Annotated in this window: 15 protein-coding genes; 8 read left to right on the plus strand and 7 right to left on the minus strand. The window is 67.3% G+C overall.

Going from position 1 to position 20838, the window contains the following annotated elements; all coding sequences use genetic code 11:
• Positions 1-2: 2 nt before the first annotated feature.
• Both alr and F464_RS0109165 read right to left on the minus strand, forming a co-directional pair.
• Positions 3-1064, minus strand: coding sequence for an alanine racemase (gene alr / locus F464_RS0109160; RefSeq protein WP_018989500.1), 1062 nt, complete (start codon positions 1062-1064; stop codon positions 3-5).
• Positions 1061-2410: a D-amino acid dehydrogenase gene (locus tag F464_RS0109165; protein WP_157353667.1), complete on the minus strand. Its 1350-nt coding sequence runs from the start codon at positions 2408-2410 to the stop codon at positions 1061-1063. The genes alr and F464_RS0109165 overlap by 4 nt, the downstream gene beginning before the upstream one ends.
• 86 nt (positions 2411-2496) lie before the next feature.
• Here F464_RS0109165 and F464_RS0109170 point away from each other — a divergent pair, with 86 nt between their 5' ends.
• Positions 2497-2961, plus strand: coding sequence for a winged helix-turn-helix transcriptional regulator (locus F464_RS0109170; protein WP_018989502.1), 465 nt, complete (start codon positions 2497-2499; stop codon positions 2959-2961).
• A 6-nt stretch (positions 2962-2967) separates the two neighbouring features.
• Here F464_RS0109170 and F464_RS0109175 read toward each other — a convergent pair whose 3' ends face one another.
• Positions 2968-3693, minus strand: a complete 726-nt coding sequence (locus F464_RS0109175; RefSeq protein WP_018989503.1) for a hypothetical protein — start codon at positions 3691-3693, stop codon at positions 2968-2970.
• Between the two features lie 4 nt (positions 3694-3697).
• Positions 3698-4024: an EF-hand domain-containing protein gene (locus F464_RS0109180; protein ID WP_040394792.1), complete on the minus strand. Its 327-nt coding sequence runs from the start codon at positions 4022-4024 to the stop codon at positions 3698-3700.
• A 404-nt stretch (positions 4025-4428) separates the two neighbouring features.
• On the opposite strand from F464_RS0109180, the gene F464_RS0109185 reads away from it, so the two are divergent.
• Both F464_RS0109185 and torR read left to right on the plus strand, forming a co-directional pair.
• Entirely contained in the window at positions 4429-5607 is a 1179-nt protein-coding gene (locus F464_RS0109185; protein ID WP_026295871.1) for a porin, read from the plus strand.
• Positions 5608-5972: 365 nt separating this feature from the next.
• Entirely contained in the window at positions 5973-6692 is a 720-nt protein-coding gene (torR, locus tag F464_RS0109190; protein WP_026295872.1) for a two-component system response regulator TorR, read from the plus strand.
• Here torR and torS read toward each other — a convergent pair.
• Positions 6679-9642, minus strand: a complete 2964-nt coding sequence (gene torS, locus F464_RS28105) for a TMAO reductase system sensor histidine kinase/response regulator TorS (protein WP_018989507.1) — start codon at positions 9640-9642, stop codon at positions 6679-6681. The two genes, torR and torS, sit on opposite strands and share 14 nt — an antisense overlap.
• 309 nt (positions 9643-9951) lie before the next feature.
• On the opposite strand from torS, the gene torT reads away from it, so the two are divergent.
• A complete protein-coding gene (torT, locus tag F464_RS0109200) occupies positions 9952-11028 on the plus strand; it encodes a TMAO reductase system periplasmic protein TorT (RefSeq protein WP_018989508.1) in 1077 nt (358 codons plus the stop codon).
• 68 nt (positions 11029-11096) lie between these two features.
• Here the strand turns inward: torT and F464_RS0109205 are convergent, their stop codons facing one another.
• Positions 11097-13757 (minus strand): molybdopterin-dependent oxidoreductase, encoded by a 2661-nt coding sequence (locus F464_RS0109205; protein WP_018989509.1) that lies wholly within the window; start codon positions 13755-13757, stop codon positions 11097-11099.
• A gap of 338 nt (positions 13758-14095) precedes the next feature.
• Here F464_RS0109205 and F464_RS0109210 point away from each other — a divergent pair, with 338 nt between their 5' ends.
• The 4 genes from F464_RS0109210 to F464_RS0109225 all read left to right on the plus strand — a co-directional run bounded on the left by F464_RS0109210 (position 14096) and on the right by F464_RS0109225 (position 19805).
• Entirely contained in the window at positions 14096-14845 is a 750-nt protein-coding gene (locus F464_RS0109210; protein ID WP_026295873.1) for a TorF family putative porin, read from the plus strand.
• A gap of 113 nt (positions 14846-14958) precedes the next feature.
• Positions 14959-15363: a hypothetical protein gene (locus F464_RS0109215; RefSeq protein WP_018989511.1), complete on the plus strand. Its 405-nt coding sequence runs from the start codon at positions 14959-14961 to the stop codon at positions 15361-15363.
• A 251-nt stretch (positions 15364-15614) separates the two neighbouring features.
• A complete protein-coding gene (locus F464_RS28110; RefSeq protein WP_018989512.1) occupies positions 15615-18041 on the plus strand; it encodes a putative bifunctional diguanylate cyclase/phosphodiesterase in 2427 nt (808 codons plus the stop codon).
• Between the two features lie 123 nt (positions 18042-18164).
• Positions 18165-19805 carry a sulfatase-like hydrolase/transferase gene (locus F464_RS0109225; RefSeq protein WP_018989513.1) on the plus strand — a complete coding sequence of 547 codons (1641 nt, stop codon included), beginning with the start codon at positions 18165-18167 and terminating at the stop codon, positions 19803-19805.
• Positions 19806-19815: 10 nt separating this feature from the next.
• Here F464_RS0109225 and dmeF read toward each other — a convergent pair whose 3' ends face one another.
• Positions 19816-20823, minus strand: coding sequence for a CDF family Co(II)/Ni(II) efflux transporter DmeF (gene dmeF / locus F464_RS0109230; RefSeq protein WP_018989514.1), 1008 nt, complete (start codon positions 20821-20823; stop codon positions 19816-19818).
• Positions 20824-20838 lie beyond the last annotated feature (15 nt).

Consider the following 20838-nt stretch of genomic DNA (forward strand, 5'->3'; position numbering starts at 1 on the left):
GCTCAGTCCGTGTATTCGAAGCGCACGCGCTTGACGTTGCACAGCAGTTCGTAGGCGATCGTGTTCGCCGCCTCGGCGATGCGGTTCACGGGGATGTTGTTGCCCCACAGTTCGACGCGGCTGCCCAGCCGCGCGTCGGGCAGGTCGGTGAGGTCGACGGTGAGCATGTCCATCGACACGCGGCCGATCAGGCGCGTGCGCAGGTCGTCGACGGCGACCGGGGTGCCGTCCGGAACGGTGCGCGGGTAGCCGTCGGCGTAGCCCATCGCAACAAGGCCGACGCGGGTCGGGCGCTCGGCGTGGAAGCGGGCGCCGTAGCCGAGCGGTGCGCCGGCGGGGATCTCGCGTATGGCCATCACCGCGCTCTCGAGCGTCATCACCGGGCGCAGGCCATTTGCTGCGCCAGGCATGGGGTCGGCGCCGTACAGCAGGATGCCGGGACGCCCCCAGTCGCGGTGGGCGTCGGGCCAGCCGAGGATGGCGCCGGAGTTGGCGAGGCTGCGCGGACCGGGCAGGTCGCGCGTGGCGGCGTCGAAGGCGGCGACCTGCTCGGGTGTGGACAGGACGTGAGGTTCGTCGGCGCGCGCGAAGTGGGTCATCAGCGTGATGTTGCCGACCCGGCCGTTGTCCTTGAGGCGTTGCCACGCGGCGCGCAGCTCGTGCGGCATGAAGCCGGCGCGGTTCATGCCGCTGTTGACCTTGAGCCATACGTCGAGCGGCAGCGCCGGCTTCGCATGGTCGATGATGCGTATCTGCTCGGCGTGGTGCACGACCATCCACAGGTCGTGGCGCACGACCTCGTCGAGTTCGTCGGCGTCGAAGATGCCTTCGAGCAGCAGGATGGGCTGGTCGATGCCGGCCGCGCGCAGTTCCAGCGCTTCCTCGAGGAAGGCGACGGCGAAGCCGTCGACCTCCGGCGCGAGGGCGCGCGCGCAGGCGACGGCGCCGTGGCCGTAGGCGTTGGCCTTGACGACGGCAAGTGCCCGGCCGCCGTGGCGGCTGCGGGCGAGGCGGTAGTTGTGACGCAGGGCGTCGAGATCGATCAGTGCGCGGGCGGGTCTCATGCGACGGGGGACAAGTTAAGGCCTTGCGAGCGGGAAGCCGCTACTTTGCCATAACGCGCGAGTCCCAAGTCGGAATGACGGATCGCAGGCTGCTTGCCGGTGACCAGATCGGCGACCAGTTGCCCGGAGCCGCAGGCCATCGTCCAGCCGAGGGTGCCGTGGCCGGTGTTGAGGTAGAGCTGCGGATAGGCGGTTGCGCCGACGACGGGGGTGCCGTCCGGCGTCATCGGGCGCAGGCCGGTCCAGAATTCCGCTGCGGGCAGGTCGCCGCCGCCGGGGAAGAGGTCGCCGACGACCATTTCCAGCGTCTCGCGGCGGCGCGGGTTGAGCGAGAGGTCGAAGCCGGCGAGTTCGGCCATGCCGCCGACACGGATGCGGTCGTCGAAGCGGGTGATGGCGATCTTGTAGGTCTCGTCGAGCACCGTGGATACCGGCGCCTTCGCCGCGTCGACGAGCGGCACGGTGAGCGAATAGCCCTTCAGCGGATACACCGGCAGGTCGAGGCCCAGCGGCTTGAGCATCTGGCGCGAGTAGCTGCCCAGCGCGAGCACGTAGCGGTCGGCCGCGAGCACCTCGTCGCCGACCTGCACGCCGATGACGTCGCCGCCGCCGACGAGCACTTCGCGGATGTCCTGGCCGAAGCGGAACTCAACGCCCAGTTCGCGCGCCTTTTCGGCGAGCCGCGTGGTGAACAGCTGGCAGTCGCCCGTTTCGTCGTTGGGCAGGCGCAGGCCGCCGGCAAGCTTGTCGCGCACTGCGGCGAGTGCCGGCTCGGCGCTCGCCAGCGCTTGGCGGTCGAGCACTTCGAAGGGTACGCCGCATTCCTTCAGCACCTCGATGTCGCGCGCCGCGGCGTCGACCTGGGCCTGGCTGCGGAAGAGCTGCAGCGTGCCGCGCGTGCGTTCCTCGTAGCTGATGCCGGTGTCGGCTCGCAGGTCGCGCAGCACGTCGCGGCTGTACTCGGACAGGCGCATCATGCGTTCCTTGTTCACGGCGTAGCGGTCGGCGGTGCAGTTCTTCAGCATCTCGGCCATCCAGCGCAGCTGGAAGAGGCTGCCGTCGGCGCGGATCGCGAGCGGGGCGTGGCGCTGGAATAGCCACTTGACCGCCTTCAGCGGGATGCCGGGCGCGGCCCACGGGGTCGAATAGCCGGGCGAGACCTGGCCGGCGTTGGCGTAGCTGGTTTCGAGCGCCGGCGCGGGCTGGCGGTCGATGACCGTGACCTGGGCGCCGCTGCGGGCGAGGTAGTACGCGGTGGTGGTGCCGACGACGCCGCTGCCGAGGACGAGAACGCGCATGTTTGTCTCCGTGGATTTCGATGCATTGAATATCGCCAGTCTATTGATGGTTTGATAGTGAAATTCACCTGAATTGACGCTTCACTCAGTGGATTGACGTATATTCAGCCGGTGTTTTCCTACGGAACAGTGAAATGCGCGAACTCGACCGCATCGACCGCAAGATCCTCGATCTGCTGCAGAAGGACGGCCGGATTCCGATGACCGATCTGGCGGCGAAGATCGGTCTGTCGGCGACGCCGTGCACCGAGCGCGTGCGGCGCCTGGAGCGTGAAGGCGTGATCACCGGCTACCACGCGCACGTGAATCCGCATGCGCTGGGCAAGAACCTGCTGGTGTTCGTCGAGATCAAGCTGTCGGCGAAGTCGGGCGAGGTGTTCGATCGCGTGAAGAAGGAGCTGAGCTTCGTGCCCGAGGTGATGGAGTGTCATCTCGTGTCGGGCGACTTCGACTATCTCGTGAAGGCGCGCATCACCGAGATGGGCGAATACCGGCGTCTGCTCGGCAACATCCTGCTCAAACTGCCGTCGGCGGCGGAGTCGCGCAGCTACGTGGTGATGGAGGAGCTGAAGGAGACGCTGTACATCCCGGCCGAGTGAGCGGCCTCAGATCAGGCCGGGGATGTCGGGGCGGAACAGGCTGTCGGCGATCGGCGCGTCGTATTCGACCGACTCGATGACCGAGTGGCCGGTGTAGCGTCCCATCGCGTAGTGGTGTTCGACGGCGGCGTAGAGACGGCCGTCCGTTGTGCGGAAGTCCTCATACACGGTACCGAACACCATCTCGCTGCCGCCCGGGTGGGTGAGGATGCCGCGCGAGCGCAGGATGCGGCCCGACTCGGGGTCGACTTCGGCGACCACGCGCAGCTTGTCGCCGAGCGGCATTTCGACGAAGTGCAGGCGCGTGTCGCCGATGCGGTGCTCGCCGCCGTCGCGCAGTTGCTCGCGTGCCGCGAGCAGGTTCCACGGCAGGGCGACACGTGCCGCCTGCAGGATCAGCGCGCTGCGGAAGGCCTCGCTCATCGGCCTGCTGCTCTGCCAGGCTGCCGGGCCGTCGATGATGCGGGTCTCGACGCCGGAACGGTAGTGGATCTCGATGCGGAAGCGTTCGGCGCCGCGGTAGGCGCGCAGCAGTGTGCCCTCGCCGCGGCTGTGCGAGAGCGTGCGTCCGCGTTGCAGGATGGAGCTGGGCAGCGTGAGCGTGCCGTAGGCGCGTTCGATGCGTTCGAGCAGGGGGCCGAGTTCGGCCGCGCCTGCCGCGCCGGCGAAGACCAGCACCGTTGCAGCGACGAGCAGCCGCAGCCAGGATGCCGGGCCCGACACGCCGCGCATCGCCTTATTCCTTCTTCCAGCGGTTGTGACCGATGAATTCTTCCCAGTCGAGGAAGCCGTCGCGGTTCTTGTCGAGCTGGTCGAAATTGTCGTTCAGGTAGGGGCGGGCGTTGACTTCCTCGCGCGACAGCTTGCCGTCCTTGTTGGCGTCGGCGCTGTCGAAGCGCTCGATGGCCTTTTGGCGCGCAGCGCGGCCGACCTCGCCGAGGTGGTCGTCGCGGTCGAGCGAGGGAATGCGCGACTGGGCTGCCGCGGTGAGAGGGGTCGCCAAGGGGGCGGCCAGCGCGAGCGCGAGCAGGGTGGCGGCCAGGGGGTGGGCTGGGGAGTTCATGATCGCTTTGATGCGGAGGCGAGAGTTGTCGCCGGCCTGCGGTGGACGCCGGAGCATGGGGGGATGTTCCGCCAAATCACCTGCGCTGGCAATCGTGGCGGGGCGAATGTCCCCGCTTGCGCTGGCCGGAGGTGTTCCACCCTGTAACAACTGTGTCGCCGGCCGCTTGCCCGCTGTGTCAAAGCGGATCACTTCTGTGTGGCGATATGGGGGTAATGCGTAGCGAAAATCGCGAAAAATGCGGCGAAAGTGCAGTAATCCGGAATTGGCCCGGAGTTTGCGAAGTGCGCCCAGGCCCGCCGATCGGCGCGGCTGTACGCACCGGTTGTCGCCCTTCGGGACAGGGGCGCGGGGGCGGAACGCAAACAAAGAAGGCAGCAAAACCAAAGGCCAAGGAGGAAAACATGACTATTCGTGCGAAATCGGGTGTATTGAAGCGGACGGCGATGGCGGGCGCACTGTGCGCGCTGGGGCTGGGGCAGGCCCATGCAGTGAGCTTCACGCAGGGCGACTCGACGATCGACATCAACGGGACGATCAACGGCTTCTATTCGAACCGCACGTCCGAGTCCGGCGGCGTGAAGACGACGAACTCCGCGCTGACCAACGGCCTGCTGCCGGGCTGGATCAACTTCGTGTTCACGACCAAGGTCGATGGGCTGGACATCAAGGCGCACGTGGGTTTCGCGCCCGGCATCAACGACAAGTCGGACGTCGTCGGCCTGCCGAGCAACCCGGGCTGCGGCGGTGCGACCGGCTGTGACAGCCCCTTCTCGCAGATCGATACCCGCAACCTGTACTTCCAGTTCGGCGCGCCCGACTGGGGCACCGTGAAGCTCGGCCGCGACATCGGCCTGTTCGGGCAGAAGATCATCCTCTCCGACATGACGCTGCTGGGCCTGGGCGGCAACAGCTACGCGGCGACGCCGTTCAACACCACCTTCGGCATGATCGGCCACGGCTACATGTACACCGGCTTTCAGCCGCAGATCACTTACACGACGCCGACCATGGGCGGCTTCTCGGCTTCGGCCGGCATCTTCGATCCGAACAAGTTCGCTGGCGACGAAACGCAGGATCCGGGCTTCCAGGCGATGCTGAACTACGACTGGAAGGCGGGCGCGAGCACGACCGGGTCGCTGTGGGCCGGCTACGTCCATCAGGGCACGAGCGGTGACGGCAGCTTCGACGCGAACGGCTACGAGCTCGGCGCGAAGATCGGCGTCGGCAACTTCGAGGCGGTGGCCTACGGCTTCGATGCGAAAGGCCTGGGGCTGTCGACGGTCGGCGCGCTGTACTTCTCGCCCTTCGAGAAGACCAAGGGCAAGGGCTACTTCGTGCAGGGCACGTACAAGTTCGGCAAGACCAAGGTGGGCCTGAACTACGGCGAGAACCGCGACAGCAGTGGCACGCTGACGGAGACCAACAAGTTCCGTTCGGCGACCCTCGGCGTGTATCACAGCCTGAACAAGTACGTAACGCTAGTGGCCGAGTACAACCGCGAGAAGGGCACCGGGGCGGACATCTTCCCGGGCGACCTGAAGACCCGCACGATCTCGCTGGGCGGCATCCTGTTCTTCTGAGTCAAGTAACCCGGTGGGCAATAATGTGATCTCAGGTTGAGTTCTGCACGATTGCTCCCAGAAGTCTCCGCTTCGCTCCGCCGTTCCGCTGGCGCGGAGCGGTGCTCCGCGAAAACCCCTGCTGCACCCCCTTCAAGGGGAGGGTTGGGGTGGGGATGGGTTAGACGAAGGCAGCAGAAACCCATCCCCCTCCTGACCTCCCCCTTGAAGGGGGAGGGACCACGTGCCCAGGCAGACTCCATGTACTTGACTGCCGCCATGGCTAATGGGCATGCGGACGGGTATGGCGGGAATCCCGATATAATCGGAAGTGCGTCGCATCCCGTGGCGCGCCGCCCCTCATCCTTGCCGCCGTTCCGCCGACCTTGATCGAGAATCGACCCGCCAGACTCCTTGTCGTCGATGACGACCCGGTGACCCGTGCCCGGCTCGAAGCCTATTTCTCGAACGAGGGCTACGAGGTGCTGGCCGCCGCGAACGGCGAGGACATGTGGCGCTCCCTCAATTCGGCGCCCATCGACGTCGTGTTGCTCGATGTCGGCCTGCCGGGCAAGGACGGGCTGGAGCTGGCGCGGGAGCTGCGCGCCCATGACGAGCGCCTGGGCATCATCCTCGTGACCGGTCGCAACGACGACATCGACAAGATCGTCGGTCTCGAATCGGGCGCCGACGACTACGTCACCAAGCCCTTCAATTCGCGCGAGCTGCTTGCGCGCGTGAAGATCATCCTGCGCGGCAACCGCAATCGGCCGGCGACGCAGGAGCGCAATGCCTACCGCTTCGGCGGCTGGACGCTGGACGTCGCCCACCGGCGCCTCGTCGCGAGCGACGGCAGCCGCGAAAGCCTGACGCGCGGGGAGTTCGAGTTGCTGGCGAGCTTCGTGCGCCGGCCGGGTGTGGTGCTGAGCCGCGACCGGCTGATGCAGACGGTGAGCCACCGCGCGTGGGATCCCAACGACCGCACGATCGACGTGCTGATCTCGCGCCTGCGCGAGAAGCTCGAGGACGATCCCAAGCAGCCCGAACTGATCGTGACGGTGCGCGGCGAGGGCTATCTGTTCGCGGGCGACGTCACCCCGGTCTAGGCGGCGCTTCCTGCTGCTGCGCGGCGAGCCAGTCGTCGAGTGCCGCGCAGGCTTGCCGGCAGTCCGTGCGCAAGGCCTCGATCATCGGCGGGAGCACTTCCCTGTTCGTCGCCGGGGCCGTCGCGGCGCTCTCCAGGCGGTGCGATGCCGCCATCACGCGCAGGAAACCCAGGTTGCCGGCTGCGCTGCGCAGGCGGTGGGCGCGCTTGCCGAGCGCCTGCCGGTCGTCGGTCGCGAGATGGCCGTCGAGCTCGTTCAGGGCGGCGTCGGCGTCCGCGCGGAACAGCGCCAGCAGGCGCGCGAGTGTGGCGGCGCCGAGGCTGTCGAGCTCGCCGGCGAGGTAGTCGAGGTCGAGCAACCCTTCGTCCGTTCCCTTGCCCGCGCCCGGTTCGGCCTGGCGGGGCGTTTCGTCGGCGCATCCGGCCGTGGCTGCGGCGAGGGCGCGGGCGAGTTGCGCACGGTCGAAGGGCTTGCTGAGGAAGCCGGCCATGCCGGCGCCGACGTAGCGTTCGACGGCGTCGGCGGACACGTGCGCCGACATCGCGATGACCGGCACCGCGGCCCAGCGTCCGCCGTCGAGCGCGCGGATGTCGCGTGCCACTTCGACCCCGGACGCCCCCGGCAGGCTGATGTCCATCAGAACGGCGTCGATCGGCTGGCGGCGCTGGCCGAGGAGCGCGATGGCCTCCTCGCCGTCGCCGGTGACGAGCGGGCGGTGGCCGAGCGATTCGAGATAGCGCACGCAGACGATGCGGTTGATCTCGTCGTCCTCGACCAGCAGGACGTCGAGCGGGCGTTGCGCGGCGTCGGGGCGCGTGTCGGCGGCCTGCTGCGGCAGGGCGTCGGCCAGCTCGAAGGCGATGTCGAAACCGACCTGGGTTCCCTGCCCAGGGACGCTTTCCAGCCCGATACGGCCACCCGTCAGCTCGACCAGCCGCTGGCAGATCGCGAGCCCGAGTCCGGTGCCGCCGGGGCGGTGGTGCCCGGCGTCCTCGACCTGCACGAAGGGCTTGAACACTTCCGCGCACTGCTCGGGCGGAATGCCGATGCCGGTGTCGGTGACGGTGAAATGCAGCTGCGTTTTTCCGGCCGCTCCGGCCGGTGCGCTGCGCACGGAAACGGTTACCGAGCCTTCATCGGTGAACTTGATCGCGTTGCCGATGACGTTGAGCAGGATCTGGTTGAGCTTGCGCCGGTCGCCGACGAGGATGTCCGGCACCTCGGGGGCGATGTCGCGCACCAGCGCGATGCCTTTCGCGCGCGCCGCGACGCCCTGCAGCGCGAGCATGTTGTCGATGGTGTCGCGCAGCGCGAACGGCAGGTGCTCGAAGTCGAGCTTGCCGGCCTCCAGGCGCGAGAAGCTCAGCATGTCCTCGAGGATCTCCAGCAGGGTCGCGTTGGCGTAGCCGATCATGCGCACGTATTCCTGCTGGCGCGCGTCCAGGCCGGTGTCGCGTAGCAGTTGCACGCTGCCGCTGACGCCGGAGAGCGGCGTGCGCAGCTCGTGGCTGAGGGTGGCCAGGAACACGGCCTTGGCGCGGTTGGCTTCCTCGGCTTCGCGCCGCGCGACCGCATGCTCGGCGACTTCGTGTTCGAGCAGGGTGTTGCTCTGTTGCAGTTCGGCGGTGCGCGTGGCGACCTGCTCCTCCAGTTCCTGCTGGTGGCGCAGCAGTTCGCCTTCCAGGCGCTGGCGCTCGCGCGCGTTGTCGCGGAACTGCTCCAGCGCGCGGGCGAGCGGGGTGAGCGGGTCGTTGTCGCGTGTGGTGATGCGGACGTCGAAATCGCCCCGTGCCAGCGCGCGCACGGCACTTTCCATGCCCTGCAGCCGGCCGAGCACGTGATAGCGGAACAGCACCCACAGGGTCGCCATGAGGGCGACGAAGAGCAGCGCGCCGACCGCGAGGAAGCCGATGATGCCGCGCTCGACGGCGCGCTTCGAGTGGTCGCCGGCGACGTCGATCGCCTTGTGGGCAGCGGCGACCATGGCGCCTGCCTGGTCGGTGAGCCGTGCTGCCTGCACGCCGCCATCGTCGCGCAGTTGCATGAAGTTGTGCACCAGTTCCAGGCGCTGCCGCCGGGTGGCGAACAGGCCGTCGGGCGTCGTCGCGGTCGCGAGCACCGTGTAGTGCGCGACGCCGCTCGCCTTGCGGCCGGGGTCGATGATGTCGTCCAGGCGGCGATGCAGGATTTCCAGGTTGTCGTCGAAACCGGACTGCAGCGTCGCGAGAGCGTCCGGGGCGTCCTCGCGTTCGAGGCGTTCGAGCAGCGTCTTGAGGTTGAAGCATGCCAGCTGGAACTCGCCCATGCGCTCCATGCGGTCGAAGTTGACCTCGACGAGGCGGTCGAGCGACTCGAAGACGCGTTCCTTGGGCGGGTTGCGCTCGATCAGCGGATAGAGGCTGGAAATCGTCGCCGTCGTCGCGGTCGAGGCGTTGGCTGCGAGCGATTCCGACAGCATCACCAGCGCGAGCACGGCCTGTTGCTGGCCGGCGAGCAGCTCGCGTTCGCGCCGGTCGAGCGCGAGGCGCCGCCGCACGTCGTCGGCCTGCCTGCCGAGGTTGGTCGCGATCGCATCGAGGGTCGACGCGACCGCAGTGCCGAGTGCGGGCTCGAAGCGACGTTGCTCAAGTCGCTGCAGCAAGCCGTGCATCTCGGCGAGTTGCTCGCCCGCGGCCTGCTGCAGGCGATCGACCTCCGCGGGCGACTCCGCTCGACCCAGCCGTTCGACCACGACGCCGACCCGCAAGTTGAGGCGTGCCACGGCCTGCACTGCGTCCATCGCGGGCACCGCGTCGTCGATGATCGCGCGCTGCGTCGCGACCACCTGTTGGAAGCTGAACCACGCGATCGTGGCAACCGTGAATGTCAGCAGAGCAGCCGCGCCCAGGACGAGGACGAGCTTGCCGATCAGGCCGAGGCGCGCATCGAGGCGTGCGATCCAGGCTTTCATCTAACGTGTGCGTCCGGTCGGGGCGGGGCTGGCGGCATGTCGGAATGGCGCGTGGGAGGAATTTCCCGTGGGAGCGGCTTCAGCCGCGAATGGGCCGCGACGCGTGCGATGTCGCCGATTCGCGGCTGAAGCCGCTCCCACACGAACCTCTGCCTCGTGGTTCGTGCGAGGGCTCTGGACTTTGTCCCCGCATGGCGATTGGAATACCATTTTGCGCGCAAGGCGCGAACTCAGGCAACGCGGGTGTTTGCGCCTTGCCGCGGCGGCAGTCGTGCCGCCGGCGCACCTCACTTCCTCCGGGACACCTGCATGCGGCATTTTCCTGTCGTCTTCGCGAGCGCGCTGCTGGGACTGGCCGGCGCTGCCGCTGCGGGCGCGGCGTCGCGCGAGATCACGCGCTGGGAGGCGCCCTACGACTATTCTCAACCGGGCGTGGCGGTGCCCTACGTGCCGGCCAAGACGGCCACGCGGCGCTGGACGCTGTGCGCGGCCTTCCCGCACATCAAGGACGCCTACTGGCTGGGGGTGAACTACGGCATGGTCGACGAGGCGCGGCGGCTGGGGGTGGCCTTGCGCCTGGTCGAGGCCGGCGGCTATCCGAACCTGCAGATCCAGCGCGAGCAGCTGATGGCCTGTGGCAGCGACCCGGAAGTCGATGCGGTGATCCTCGGCACGGTGTCCTACGACGGCCTCGCCGACGTGATAGCCGAGGTCGGGCGGCGGATCCCGGTGCTCGCGACGGTCAACGACGTCGCGGCCGAGGGCATCGCGGCCAAGGTCGGCGTGTCGTGGTACGAGATGGGGCGGCTCGCCGGTGAGTATCTCGTGCGACGCCATCCGGGAGGCGGCGGCGAGATCCCGGTCGCGTGGTTTCCCGGGCCGCAGGGCGCGGGCTGGGTGCCCTTCGTGGATCGCGGTTTCCGCGAGGCGATCGCGGGCAGCCGTATCACGGTTCGCACGACGGCATGGGGCGACACCGCCAAGTCGATCCAGCGCAACCTCGTGCAGGGTACGCTCGACCAGCATCCGGAAGTGCGCTACGTCGTCGGCAACGCGCTGATGGCCGAGGCGGCGATCAGCGTGCTGCGCGAGCGCGGGCTGCAGGAGCGCATCGGCATCGTCGCGACCTACTTCACGCCGGCGGTGTATCGCGGCATCCTGCGCGGGCGCATCCTCGCCGCGCCGTCGGACGCGCCGGTGCTGCAGGGGCGGCTGTCGGTAGGCCAGGCGGTCGATCTCCTCGAAGGACGGACGGTTGCGCGGCATGTCGGCCCGCGCGTGCAGGTCGTCGACCGCGCCGCGCTGAAGCGCATCGAACTCGACGATTCGCTGGCGCCGAGCTCTTTCTTGCCGCAGTTCCGCTACCCGGCCACAAAGACGCAGTAAGCCCGGCTGGAGGTAAAACCTCCCGGCCGGGCTTCGCGGGCGAGACGCCCCCGTCGGGGTGTCGCCGCTCACATTGCCGCGGCGTCCTTCGCGTTTTTCTCGAGGAAGTCGAGCACGATCTTCTTCTGCGCGTCGTCGAGGCCGGCGCGCGGGAACATGCTCTGCGTGATGCCGTGCCACTGCTTCTTGGTGTAGTCGCCCGGTTCGCGCGGCACATGGCACAGCGTGCAGCGTTCGTAGAAGAGCTTCTCGCCCGGCGTCATGCTCGCCATCGTCGCGCCCTTGAGTGCGGCGGCGCGTTCGTAGAGCTTTAGGCTCGCGACGTCGAGCGCGAGCTTGCCGGCCTTCTCGAACGGTGGCGGCTCGTAGGCGCGGTTTTCGGACTCGGCGTCGGTGCACTTCTTCAGGCTCGCGATGCAGGTGTTCGCGCTGGTCGCCTGGCTCAGGCCGCTGGAGGCGACGCTGGTCGTGATCATGTTGATCGCGCCGCTGTTGCAGCGTCCGCGCGAGTCGAGCTGGATCCAGTTGCCTTCCTCGAGGCTCACGACGCCCTTCATGATCTGGTCGGTGACCACCGCCCCTGCGATGAGCGCCCCGCGCTCGTTGTGAAGCTCGACGAGGTCGCCGCTCTTGATGCCGTTCGCGCGAGCGTCCTCGACGCTGATGCGCACATGCTGGCGGCCCTTGACGTTCTCATATTTGCGCACGTCGGCCTGCGCCATCTGCGAATGCACGCGGTTGAAGGGGTGGGGGCTGACGACATGCACCTGGCCGGGCTTCGCGTTGCCGAGGTATTCCTGCGGCTCGAGGAATTTCGGGATCGGCGGGCAGTCGGGCACCTTGAAGCTGTCGATCTCCGAGCAGAACAGCTCGATCTTGCCGGACTTGGTGTGCAGCGGGCTCTTCACCGGGTCGGTGTAGAAGTCGCCGTGGCGCACCCAACCGCGCATCTTCTCGGGCACGTCGATCTTGACGATGCCCTTCTCCCAGAACTCGTCGAAGGGCACGGTCGGGTTCGTGCGGTCGTAGGACTCGCGCAGGATCTGCGGCACGGTCTTGCCTTCGCTGAACTGGAAGCCGACGCCCATCAGGTCGCCCAGGCGGCGGAAGATCTCGAAGTCGTCGAGGCTCTCGCCATAAGGCTGGATCACCTGGCGCATCGCGTAGATCTTGTCGTTGCTGTAGGTGCCGCCGCTGCTCATGTCGTCGCGCTCCAGCGCGGAGGTCGCCGGCAGCACGATGTCGGCGAAGCGCGACGACGCGCACCACCACGGATCCTGGCAGATCACCGTGCGCACCTTGCCGTTCATCGCGCGCAGCAACTCGTTGGTGTTCTGCTGGTGCGACATGAAGTTGTTGCCCGCGTTGTAGATCAGATGCACGTCGGGATAGGTGTGCGTCGCGCCGTCGCGGGTGTATTGCTTGCCGGGACTCATCAGCATCTCGCTGATGCGCGAGGCGGGACAGCGTGCCTTGATCGGATTGCGACCCTGCGACAGGCCGACCGGCATAGCGTGCGTGGATTGCGGCATGCCGCCGCCGCCGTAGTGCCAGCTGAAGCCCACGCCCTGGCCGGGCTTGCCGATCTTGCCCAGCATGGCGGCGAAGTTGATGATCGCCCAGTGCGTCATCTCGCCGTGGTGCGCGCGCTGCAGCGCCCAGGCGCCGGCGAACTGCGTGCGCTTCGACGCGAAGAGTTCGGCCAGTTCGACGATCTTCTGCGCCGGGATGCCCGTGATCTTCGCGGCCCATTCCGGGGTCTTGGGCGGCGTGCCGTCGGCGTCCTTGCCGAGCAGGTAGGGCAGGAACTTGTCGAAACCGACCGTGTATTTGTCGAGGTAGGCCTTGTCGTGCCTGCCCGTCGTGTAGACGTGGTAGGCCATCGCGAGAAAGAGCGCCGTGTCCGTGTTCGGCACGATCTTCACCCACTCCGAGCCGAGCGCCTCATCGGTGGTGGTGTACTGCGGGTTGATCGAGATGAACTTGACGCCGCGCTCCTTGATGAGCTGCCAGCGCGGGAACATCTGGTGGTCGGCCACCGTGTATTCGATGCGGTTGTTCTTCCACGGGTCGCAGCCCACCCACACCATCACCTCGGTGTGCTCGGCCATCACTTCCCAGGCGGTCTGCGGCGAATACACTTCCATGTCGCCGATGATGTGCGGCAGGCTGACCTGCGAGGCGCCGCCGGAATAGTCGCCGGTGGTTACCGAATGCCCGCCGATGAGGCCGAAGAGCCGCCCTTGCAGCACCTGCGGACGCAGCAGACCGGCGTGCGACCAGCCGCCGTAGGAGCTGCTGAAGAGCGATTCGTTGCCGTGCTGCTCGGCGGTCGTGAGGATCGCGTTGGCGGTGATCGCGAGGATCTCGTCCCAGGTCACGCGCACGAAGGGCTCCTTGCCGCGCAGCTGCGGCTTGGTGTCGCCGGTCGGATTCGCGAGGTAGGACTTGCGCACCATCGGGTACTGCACGCGCGTCTTGTGATACACGCGGCTGATCAGGCCTTCGGTGAGCATCTTGGTCGGCATCGCGTCGATGTCCGACAGCGGTTGCACGCCGACCAGTACGCCGTTCTTCACGACCGCCTTGAACGGACCCCAGTGGCTTGCGCTCGGGATCACTACGGTGTCGGCGCCGAACACCTCGCTCGCGCCGAACCAGGCCAGACCATTGGCGGCGACCGCCGAAGCGACGGAAGCCTTCAGAAATTCCCTTCTCGACATGCTCATGATTGCATCTCCATCAGTGCCGGTTGCTCGATTGCTTTCCCGATCACCATGCTAGGGAGCGCCGATGAACAGCAGTCGCCGATTTGTAGGTCCCCGGTGGAGATTCGTTAACCCGTGTTAACAGGGCGCCCGCGCATTAACGTGCGCGCGCCCGCGGACGCAGCGAAAGCCCCGATCACACAAGGAAACCCTTGCTTTTGTCGGGTTTACAAAACGCTGCCTGCATTCACATTGTTCGGTGCCGCCGTTCATGTCGCCTCCCCATCATGCAATCCGAACGAGTCCGGAAGATTCGGTACGACTCGCAAGGACTTGCAACCACGATGAGGGAGTCAATCATGAAAACGCGTTATTCCAGAATGCTGCTGGCCGGGGCCGCACTCGTGCTGACACAGGCCGCAGTGGCCGAGGAAAAGCCGGTTGTGCTCGGCGGCACGATAGGCGGGTCGGTGAAGTTCGCCACCGACTACGTCTTCCGCGGCGAGTCGGAGACGGTCAGCGGCGAGATTCCCGCCGTGCAGGCCTCGCTGACCTGGACGCACTCGAGCGGCGTCTATCTCGGCTATTTCGGTTCGACCAACAAGTTCGAGGGCTCGCCGGACATCTACGCGGTCGTCGGCCCCTATCTCGGCAAGTACGGCAGCATCGGGGATACCGGCTTCAACTACAACGTGATGGCCTTCTCGTACCAGTATCCGGGCGCCAACCGCTACAACTACAGCGAGCTGTACATGTACCTCGACCGTAACTTCGGGCCGGTCAACCTGAAGCTTGAAGTCACGCCGACGCTCGACGACTGGTTCGGCGTCGATGGCTGGAAGGGTGTGAACTACGCGATCCATCCGAAGCTCACGCTCGGTGACGGCTGGGGCATCGACGGCTCCTTCGGTTACCAGGAACTGACGGGCCATGGTGCCGAAGGCTGGAAGCACTGGAACGCGGGCGTCACGAAATCGATGTGGGGGCTCAACTTCGACCTGCGTTACCACGACACCGACATCGACCGCAGCCACAAGGTGTATGGCAGCCATGACGGGCGCAAGATCTTCAAGGAACGGGTCGTGTTCGCCGTGTCGAAGAGTTTCTGAGCAGTTCGGCCGTGCACGACCGGTCGCGCACGGCCGAAACTATTGCTTGCAGCATGCGGTCATAGCAGGGTTATGCTTTCTGCCCTTTCCTGCGCATTGCTGCATACCTGCCGATGACCGACCCGACGTACGAGGCGCAACGCGCCGTGGCCACCGAGCTGGTGGCCCTGACCCTGCTGGCGGACGGCGTGCTCGCCAGCCGCGAACTCGAGGCGCTCGACCGCCTCGGTATTTCCAGGCTCCTGGGTGTCGAACGCGACACCCTGATCCAGGCCGTCATCGACCATTGCCGCCGCCTGCTGCAGCGGCCCGAGCGCGTCGACCCGGTGCGCATGGTGGACATCGAGCGCTTCGAGATGATGCTCGACCGCATCACCGATCCCGTCCTGCAGGAGATGGTGTGCCGCGCGATGCTGGTGCTGTCGAAAGCCGACGGCGTCATCTGCCTGCCCGAGCAGACCTTGTTGCGCGACGCCCTGACGCGCTGGGGAATCCCGCTCGAGAAACTGCGTGACTGATTCATCCCGCACGAAGCGGATCGCGTCCGGGTGGCGCTGACGGGCGCTGCCGGCGCGTACGAATGGTCGTATGATGGATCGCGGGCAACGGGCAAACACATACCGTTCGGGCTGAGCCGTCGAAGCCCTGCCAGTGCCCTTCGACAGGCTCAGGGCGAACGGCTGTAATCGATGGTCGCCTGCTTGATGGCGGACGCGGGTCCGTGGGGCGTCGGGCGCGACGGGCCGGCCCGCAGGCGATCGGGGGAAGCATGTTCAGACTGACCCGCTATTTTTCGATTGCGAGCGGAATCGCCGTGCTGGTGATTTCGCTGCTGTTCCTGTGGGGCTACCGTAGCAGCGAGATCGCCGAGCGCACCGAGATTTCCGGTACGCGCAACGAACTGCTCGCGCGCACCGTCGCGAACGCGGTCTGGCCCGAGTTCGGCGCGGCGCTGATGGATTCGGAAGGCCACGACGCGCTCGCGCTGCGCGAGCGCGAACTCACCGCGCGTTTGCGCGAACGGATCCGCGAACTGTCGGCAGGCGTGCCGGTGATCAAGATCAAGGTCTACGACCTGAGGGGCACGGCGGTGTTTTCGACCGTCGTGCGCGAGATCGGCGAGGACAAGAGCGGCAATTCCGGCTTCCTCGCGGCGCGCGGCGGCGTGAAGATGAGCGAGCTCGTCTATCGCGGCCGCATGAGCGCGACCGAGGGCGAGATCGAGAACGTGAACGTGGTGTCGAGCTACATCCCGATCCGCCCCGATCCGGACGGGCAGGTGAAGGCGGTGTTCGAGCTGTACACCGACGTTTCGGGCGACATCCGCGAGATCGACGCCGATTCGTGGCGGCTGCTGCTGGCGATCGCGGCGGGCTTCGGCGCGCTGTACGCAACGCTGCTGCTGGTGGTGGGGCGCGCCGACCGCATCCTGCGCCGGCAGTATGGGGCGCTGCGCGAGAACGAGGCCAGCATCCGCACGCAGAACGAGGCGCTGGAGACGGCCAACCGGCGCCTGCACATGGCGGCGAGCGTGTTCGAGCGCAGCATCGAGGGCATCGTCATCACCGACCCGGCGCAGCGCGTCATCGAGGTGAACCGCGCCTTCACCGAGATCACCGGCTACACGCCCGAAGAGGCGATCGGCGGGACGCCTCGCCTGCTGTCGTCGGGCTGGCACGACGAGGCCTTCTACGACGAGATGTGGAAGACCGTCAACGAGCGCGGCTACTGGCAGGGCGAAGTGACCAACCGGCGCAAGAGCGGCGAGATCTACCGCCAGTGGCTGACCCTGTGCGCGGACTACAACGACCGGTACGAGGTCGTGTATTACATCGGCATGTTCTACGACATCACCGAGAAGCGCCAGAGCGAGGAGCGCATCGCGCGCCTGGCCTACTACGACGCGCTGACCGGGCTGGCGAACCGGCGCCTGTTCGAGGACCGGCTGGAAAACGCCGTGCTGCTCGCACGGCGCCAGAATTCGAGCCTGGCGGTGCTGTTCATCGACCTCGACCGCTTCAAGCCGGTGAACGACAGCCTCGGCCACAAGGCCGGCGACGCACTGCTCAAGCAGGTGGCCGCGCGCCTGAGCGGCATCGTGCGCGACTGCGACACCACCGCGCGTCTGGGCGGCGACGAATTCGGGGTGCTGCTCGCGGGCGAATCCTTCGATCGTCGGCAAGTCACGGCCGCCGTCGCGCAGCGCATCCTCGACGCCCTGGTCACGCCCTTCGTCATCGAGGGGCGGGAGATCGCGACCGGGGCGAGCATCGGCATCAGCTTCTACCCGGAGGACGGCAGCACGCCCGAGGTGCTGACCAAGCACGCCGACGTCGCGATGTACCAGTCCAAGCGTGCGGGACGCAACCGCTACCGCTTCTTCGTGCCGTCGATGAACGAGGGCGCGCTGGAGCGCCTCGGGATGGAAGAAAGCCTGCGGCACGCGCTGGCGCGCGACGAGTTCGAGCTGCACTTCCAGCCCAAGGTGGAGACCGCGAGCGGCGCGATTACCGGTGCCGAGGTGCTATTGCGCTGGCGCCAGCCCGGACGCGGCCTGGTGCCGCCGGCGGAGTTCATCCCGATTGCCGAGGAGACGGGCCTGATCGTCGACATCGGCGCGTGGGTGCTGGAGCAGGCCTGCCGCAAGGTGGTCGAATGGGGCGAGCGCCTGCCGGCGGGTTTCCGCGTGGCGGTGAACCTTTCGGTGCGGCAACTGCAGGGCGACATCGACGAGACCGTGCGTGAGGCGCTCGCGGCGACCGGTGCGGATCCCGCGCGCATCGAGCTCGAACTCACCGAGCGCATGCTGATGGAAGACACGGAACGCGCGATCGGCCTGATGGACCGCCTTTCAGCGCAAGGCGTGCAGCTTGCGCTGGACGACTTCGGCACCGGCTATTCGTCGTTGTTCTACCTCCGGCGCTTCCCCATCCACCGCCTGAAGATCGACCGCTCCTTCGTCGGCGAGCTGCCGAGCGACCGCAGCTGCGCCGCGATCGTGCAGGCGACGATCGCGCTGGCGCGCAGCCTCGGGCTGGAAGTGATCGCGGAAGGGGTCGAGACGACCGAGCAGCGCGACTTCCTGCGCGAGGCGGGCTGCCCGGAATGCCAGGGCTACCTGTTCGGACAGCCGGTCCCGGCCGACGCGTTCGCGGCCCTGCTCGACACGCATCGGCCACAGGCCCGCACGTCGTGAACGGGCGCGCAAACTTGCGGCCGCCGCACCAGTCTACGACAAAGGCGTTGCGGTAATATTGCGCACCTTCCGGTGCATGCGGCGCCGCCGCACGGAGGTCCGCCCGCCGGAGTCGTCCTGTCAATGCGTGTCCGAAAACTGCTCAAACCTCTGGCGATACTCGCAGGCTGCCTGCTGTATGCGGTGCCCGACTGGCTTACCGACGAATTCGGCTCGGTGACGATAGACCAGGTGCTCTACCACCTGCGCTTCGGCACCGAAGGCCTGATGACCAGCGATCCCGAACTGACCCGTCGCTTCCTGTGGCGCGCGCTGGCGCTGCCGCTTGCGCTGGCGATGGTGCTGTGGGGGCTGGACGAGTGGGTGAACCATCTGCGCACGCATCCGGAGAAGTGGCCGGTGCCGTGGCTGCGCCGCGGCTGGTACTGGCTGCGCGTCGGCATGCGCCGCTTCGGTCGCGCGCTGCTGCGCTTCACGCGCCACGGTGTTTCGCGTGCGATCCCGCTGGTCGTGCTCGGGGCGGGCGTCGCCTATTTCATCGACAGCTTCTCGCTGGCGCGCTACGTGCGGGCCTACTTCGGCGAGGACTATTTCGCCGGCTCCTATGTCGATCCCGGCCGCGTTTCGGTCAAGCGCGGCAAGGAACAGCCGAAGAACCTGGTCATCATCTACGTCGAGAGCCTGGAGTCCACCTATTCCGACCCCAACCTGTTCGGACACGACCTCCTGCACCGGCTGAACGCCTACAAGGGCAAGCCGCGCGTGGTGTCCTTCGACAGCTACCGCGAGATGCGGGGCGCGCACTTCACGATCGCCGGCATCGTGTCGACGCAGTGCGGCCTGCCGCTGAAGTCGGTGGCGCTGTTCGGCGGCAACGCACAGGGCGAGCAGGTCGAAAGCTTCCTGCCGAGCGCGCGCTGCCTCGGCGACATTCTCGCGAGCAACGGCTACACCAACGTCTTCCTCAACGGCTCCAGCCTCGCCTTCGCCGGCGTGGGCAAGTTCTTCAAGGATCACCATTACAGCAAGGTGATGGGACGCGAGGAGTGGGTGAACCAGGGTGAGCGGCCCGAGCTGATGAGCGGCTGGGGGCTGTACGACGACGACCTGTTCCGCCACGCGCGCAGCGAGCTCGATACGCTGATGAAGGCACGCAAGCCCTTCAACCTCACGGTCCTGACGATCGACACGCACCACCCCTACGGCCACCTTTCGTCGACCTGCGAGCGTCAGGGCTACCAGGACTTCGAGGGTATTGTCGAATGCACCGCGGGGCAGGTCGCGGACTTCATCGAATACATCAACCAGAAGGGCTGGTCGGATCGCATCGCGGTGCTCGTGCAGGGCGACCACCTCGCGATGGGCAACACCTCGTACGACAAGCTCGTGACGAATCCGAACCGGCGCGTGTACAACCTGCTGATCGGCGCCGACAAGAAGCTCGTGAAGAACACCGACGAGGTCACGCACTTCGACATGCTGCCGACCATGCTGAGGATGCTCGGCTTCGAGGTCGAGGGCGAGCGTGCCGGCCTCGGCTACGCGGCGATCGGCCCGGCCAACGTGCCGCGCCCGCCGGACCGCATCGCGAAGATGACCGAGCAGCTGATGAACTACAGCGCGACGTATCGTGCGCTGTGGGATCTGCCGGTGACGCCGCCCGTGGCCGCAGGGGCCGCGGATGTGGTCGTGACGCCGGTGCCGGTGCCGCCGCGTCCGCCCGCGCGCACGACCGTGCAGCGCGACATCGCGCACGACCGCTGAACGACCCGCCTCAGGCAGCGTCCTGCGGGCGGTTCACCTCGACCGAGACGTGGATCAGCTCCTCGTGCGGCGCTAGCGCGCGCTTGATCGCGGTCGGCGTGATGGTCGGGTCGCCGGTGAGCACGCTGACGATGGCGGCGAAGCGGTTGCGGCCGACGCGCCACACGTGCAGGTCCACGATGCGCGGGGCGTCGGGCCAGTGCGGGTGGCTCGCGAGCGCATCGCGGATCTCCGCGACGACCGGGTGATCCATCTCGCGGTCCAGCAGCACGCGGCCCGTGTCGCGAAGCAGCCCGCGCGACCAGCGGGCGACGAGCACTGCGCCGACGATGCCCATCACCGGGTCGAGCCAGTTCCAGCCGTACAGCATCCCGCCGAGCAGCGCGACGATCGCCAGCACCGAGGTCGCCGCGTCGACGACCACGTGCAGGTAGGCGGCGCGCAGGTTGAGGTCGTGATGTCCGTGGTCGTGGTGTGCGCTGCGGTCGTGGGCATGGCCGTGGGCATGGTCGTGGCCGTGATGCGCGTGCCCGGCGTGGTCATGCCCGCCGTGCGAGTGCTCGCCCGCGTGGTTGAGGATCAGCGCGCACACGACGTTCACGACGAGGCCCAGCACCGCGACGGTGATCGCCTCGGGGAAGCGGATGTCCTGCGGCGCGAGCAGGCGCTCGACCGAGCCGATGACCATCGCGAGTGCGACGCCGATGAGGAAGATCGCGCTCGCGAAGCCGGCCAGGATCTCGATTTTCCACGTGCCGAAGGCGAAGCGCGGGTCGTCCGCGTAGCGTCGCGCGGCGGCGTAGGCGAGCGCCGAGAGGCCGATCGCGAGCGTGTGCGAGCTCATGTGCCAGCCGTCGGCGAGCAGCGCCATCGAGTTGAACCACCAGCCGGCGGCGATCTCGACCACCATCGTGATCGCGGTGATCAGCAGCACGATGCGCGTGCCGCGCTCGCCGGCGACGTTACCGTCGTCGAAGCTGTGGTTCGGGGTCCAGTATTGCGGGGATTCGGGGGACATGGGGTGTAGGCGTCG

It is taken from the genome of Aromatoleum toluclasticum ATCC 700605, assembly GCF_000378245.1.
Classification (GTDB): domain Bacteria; phylum Pseudomonadota; class Gammaproteobacteria; order Burkholderiales; family Rhodocyclaceae; genus Aromatoleum; species Aromatoleum toluclasticum.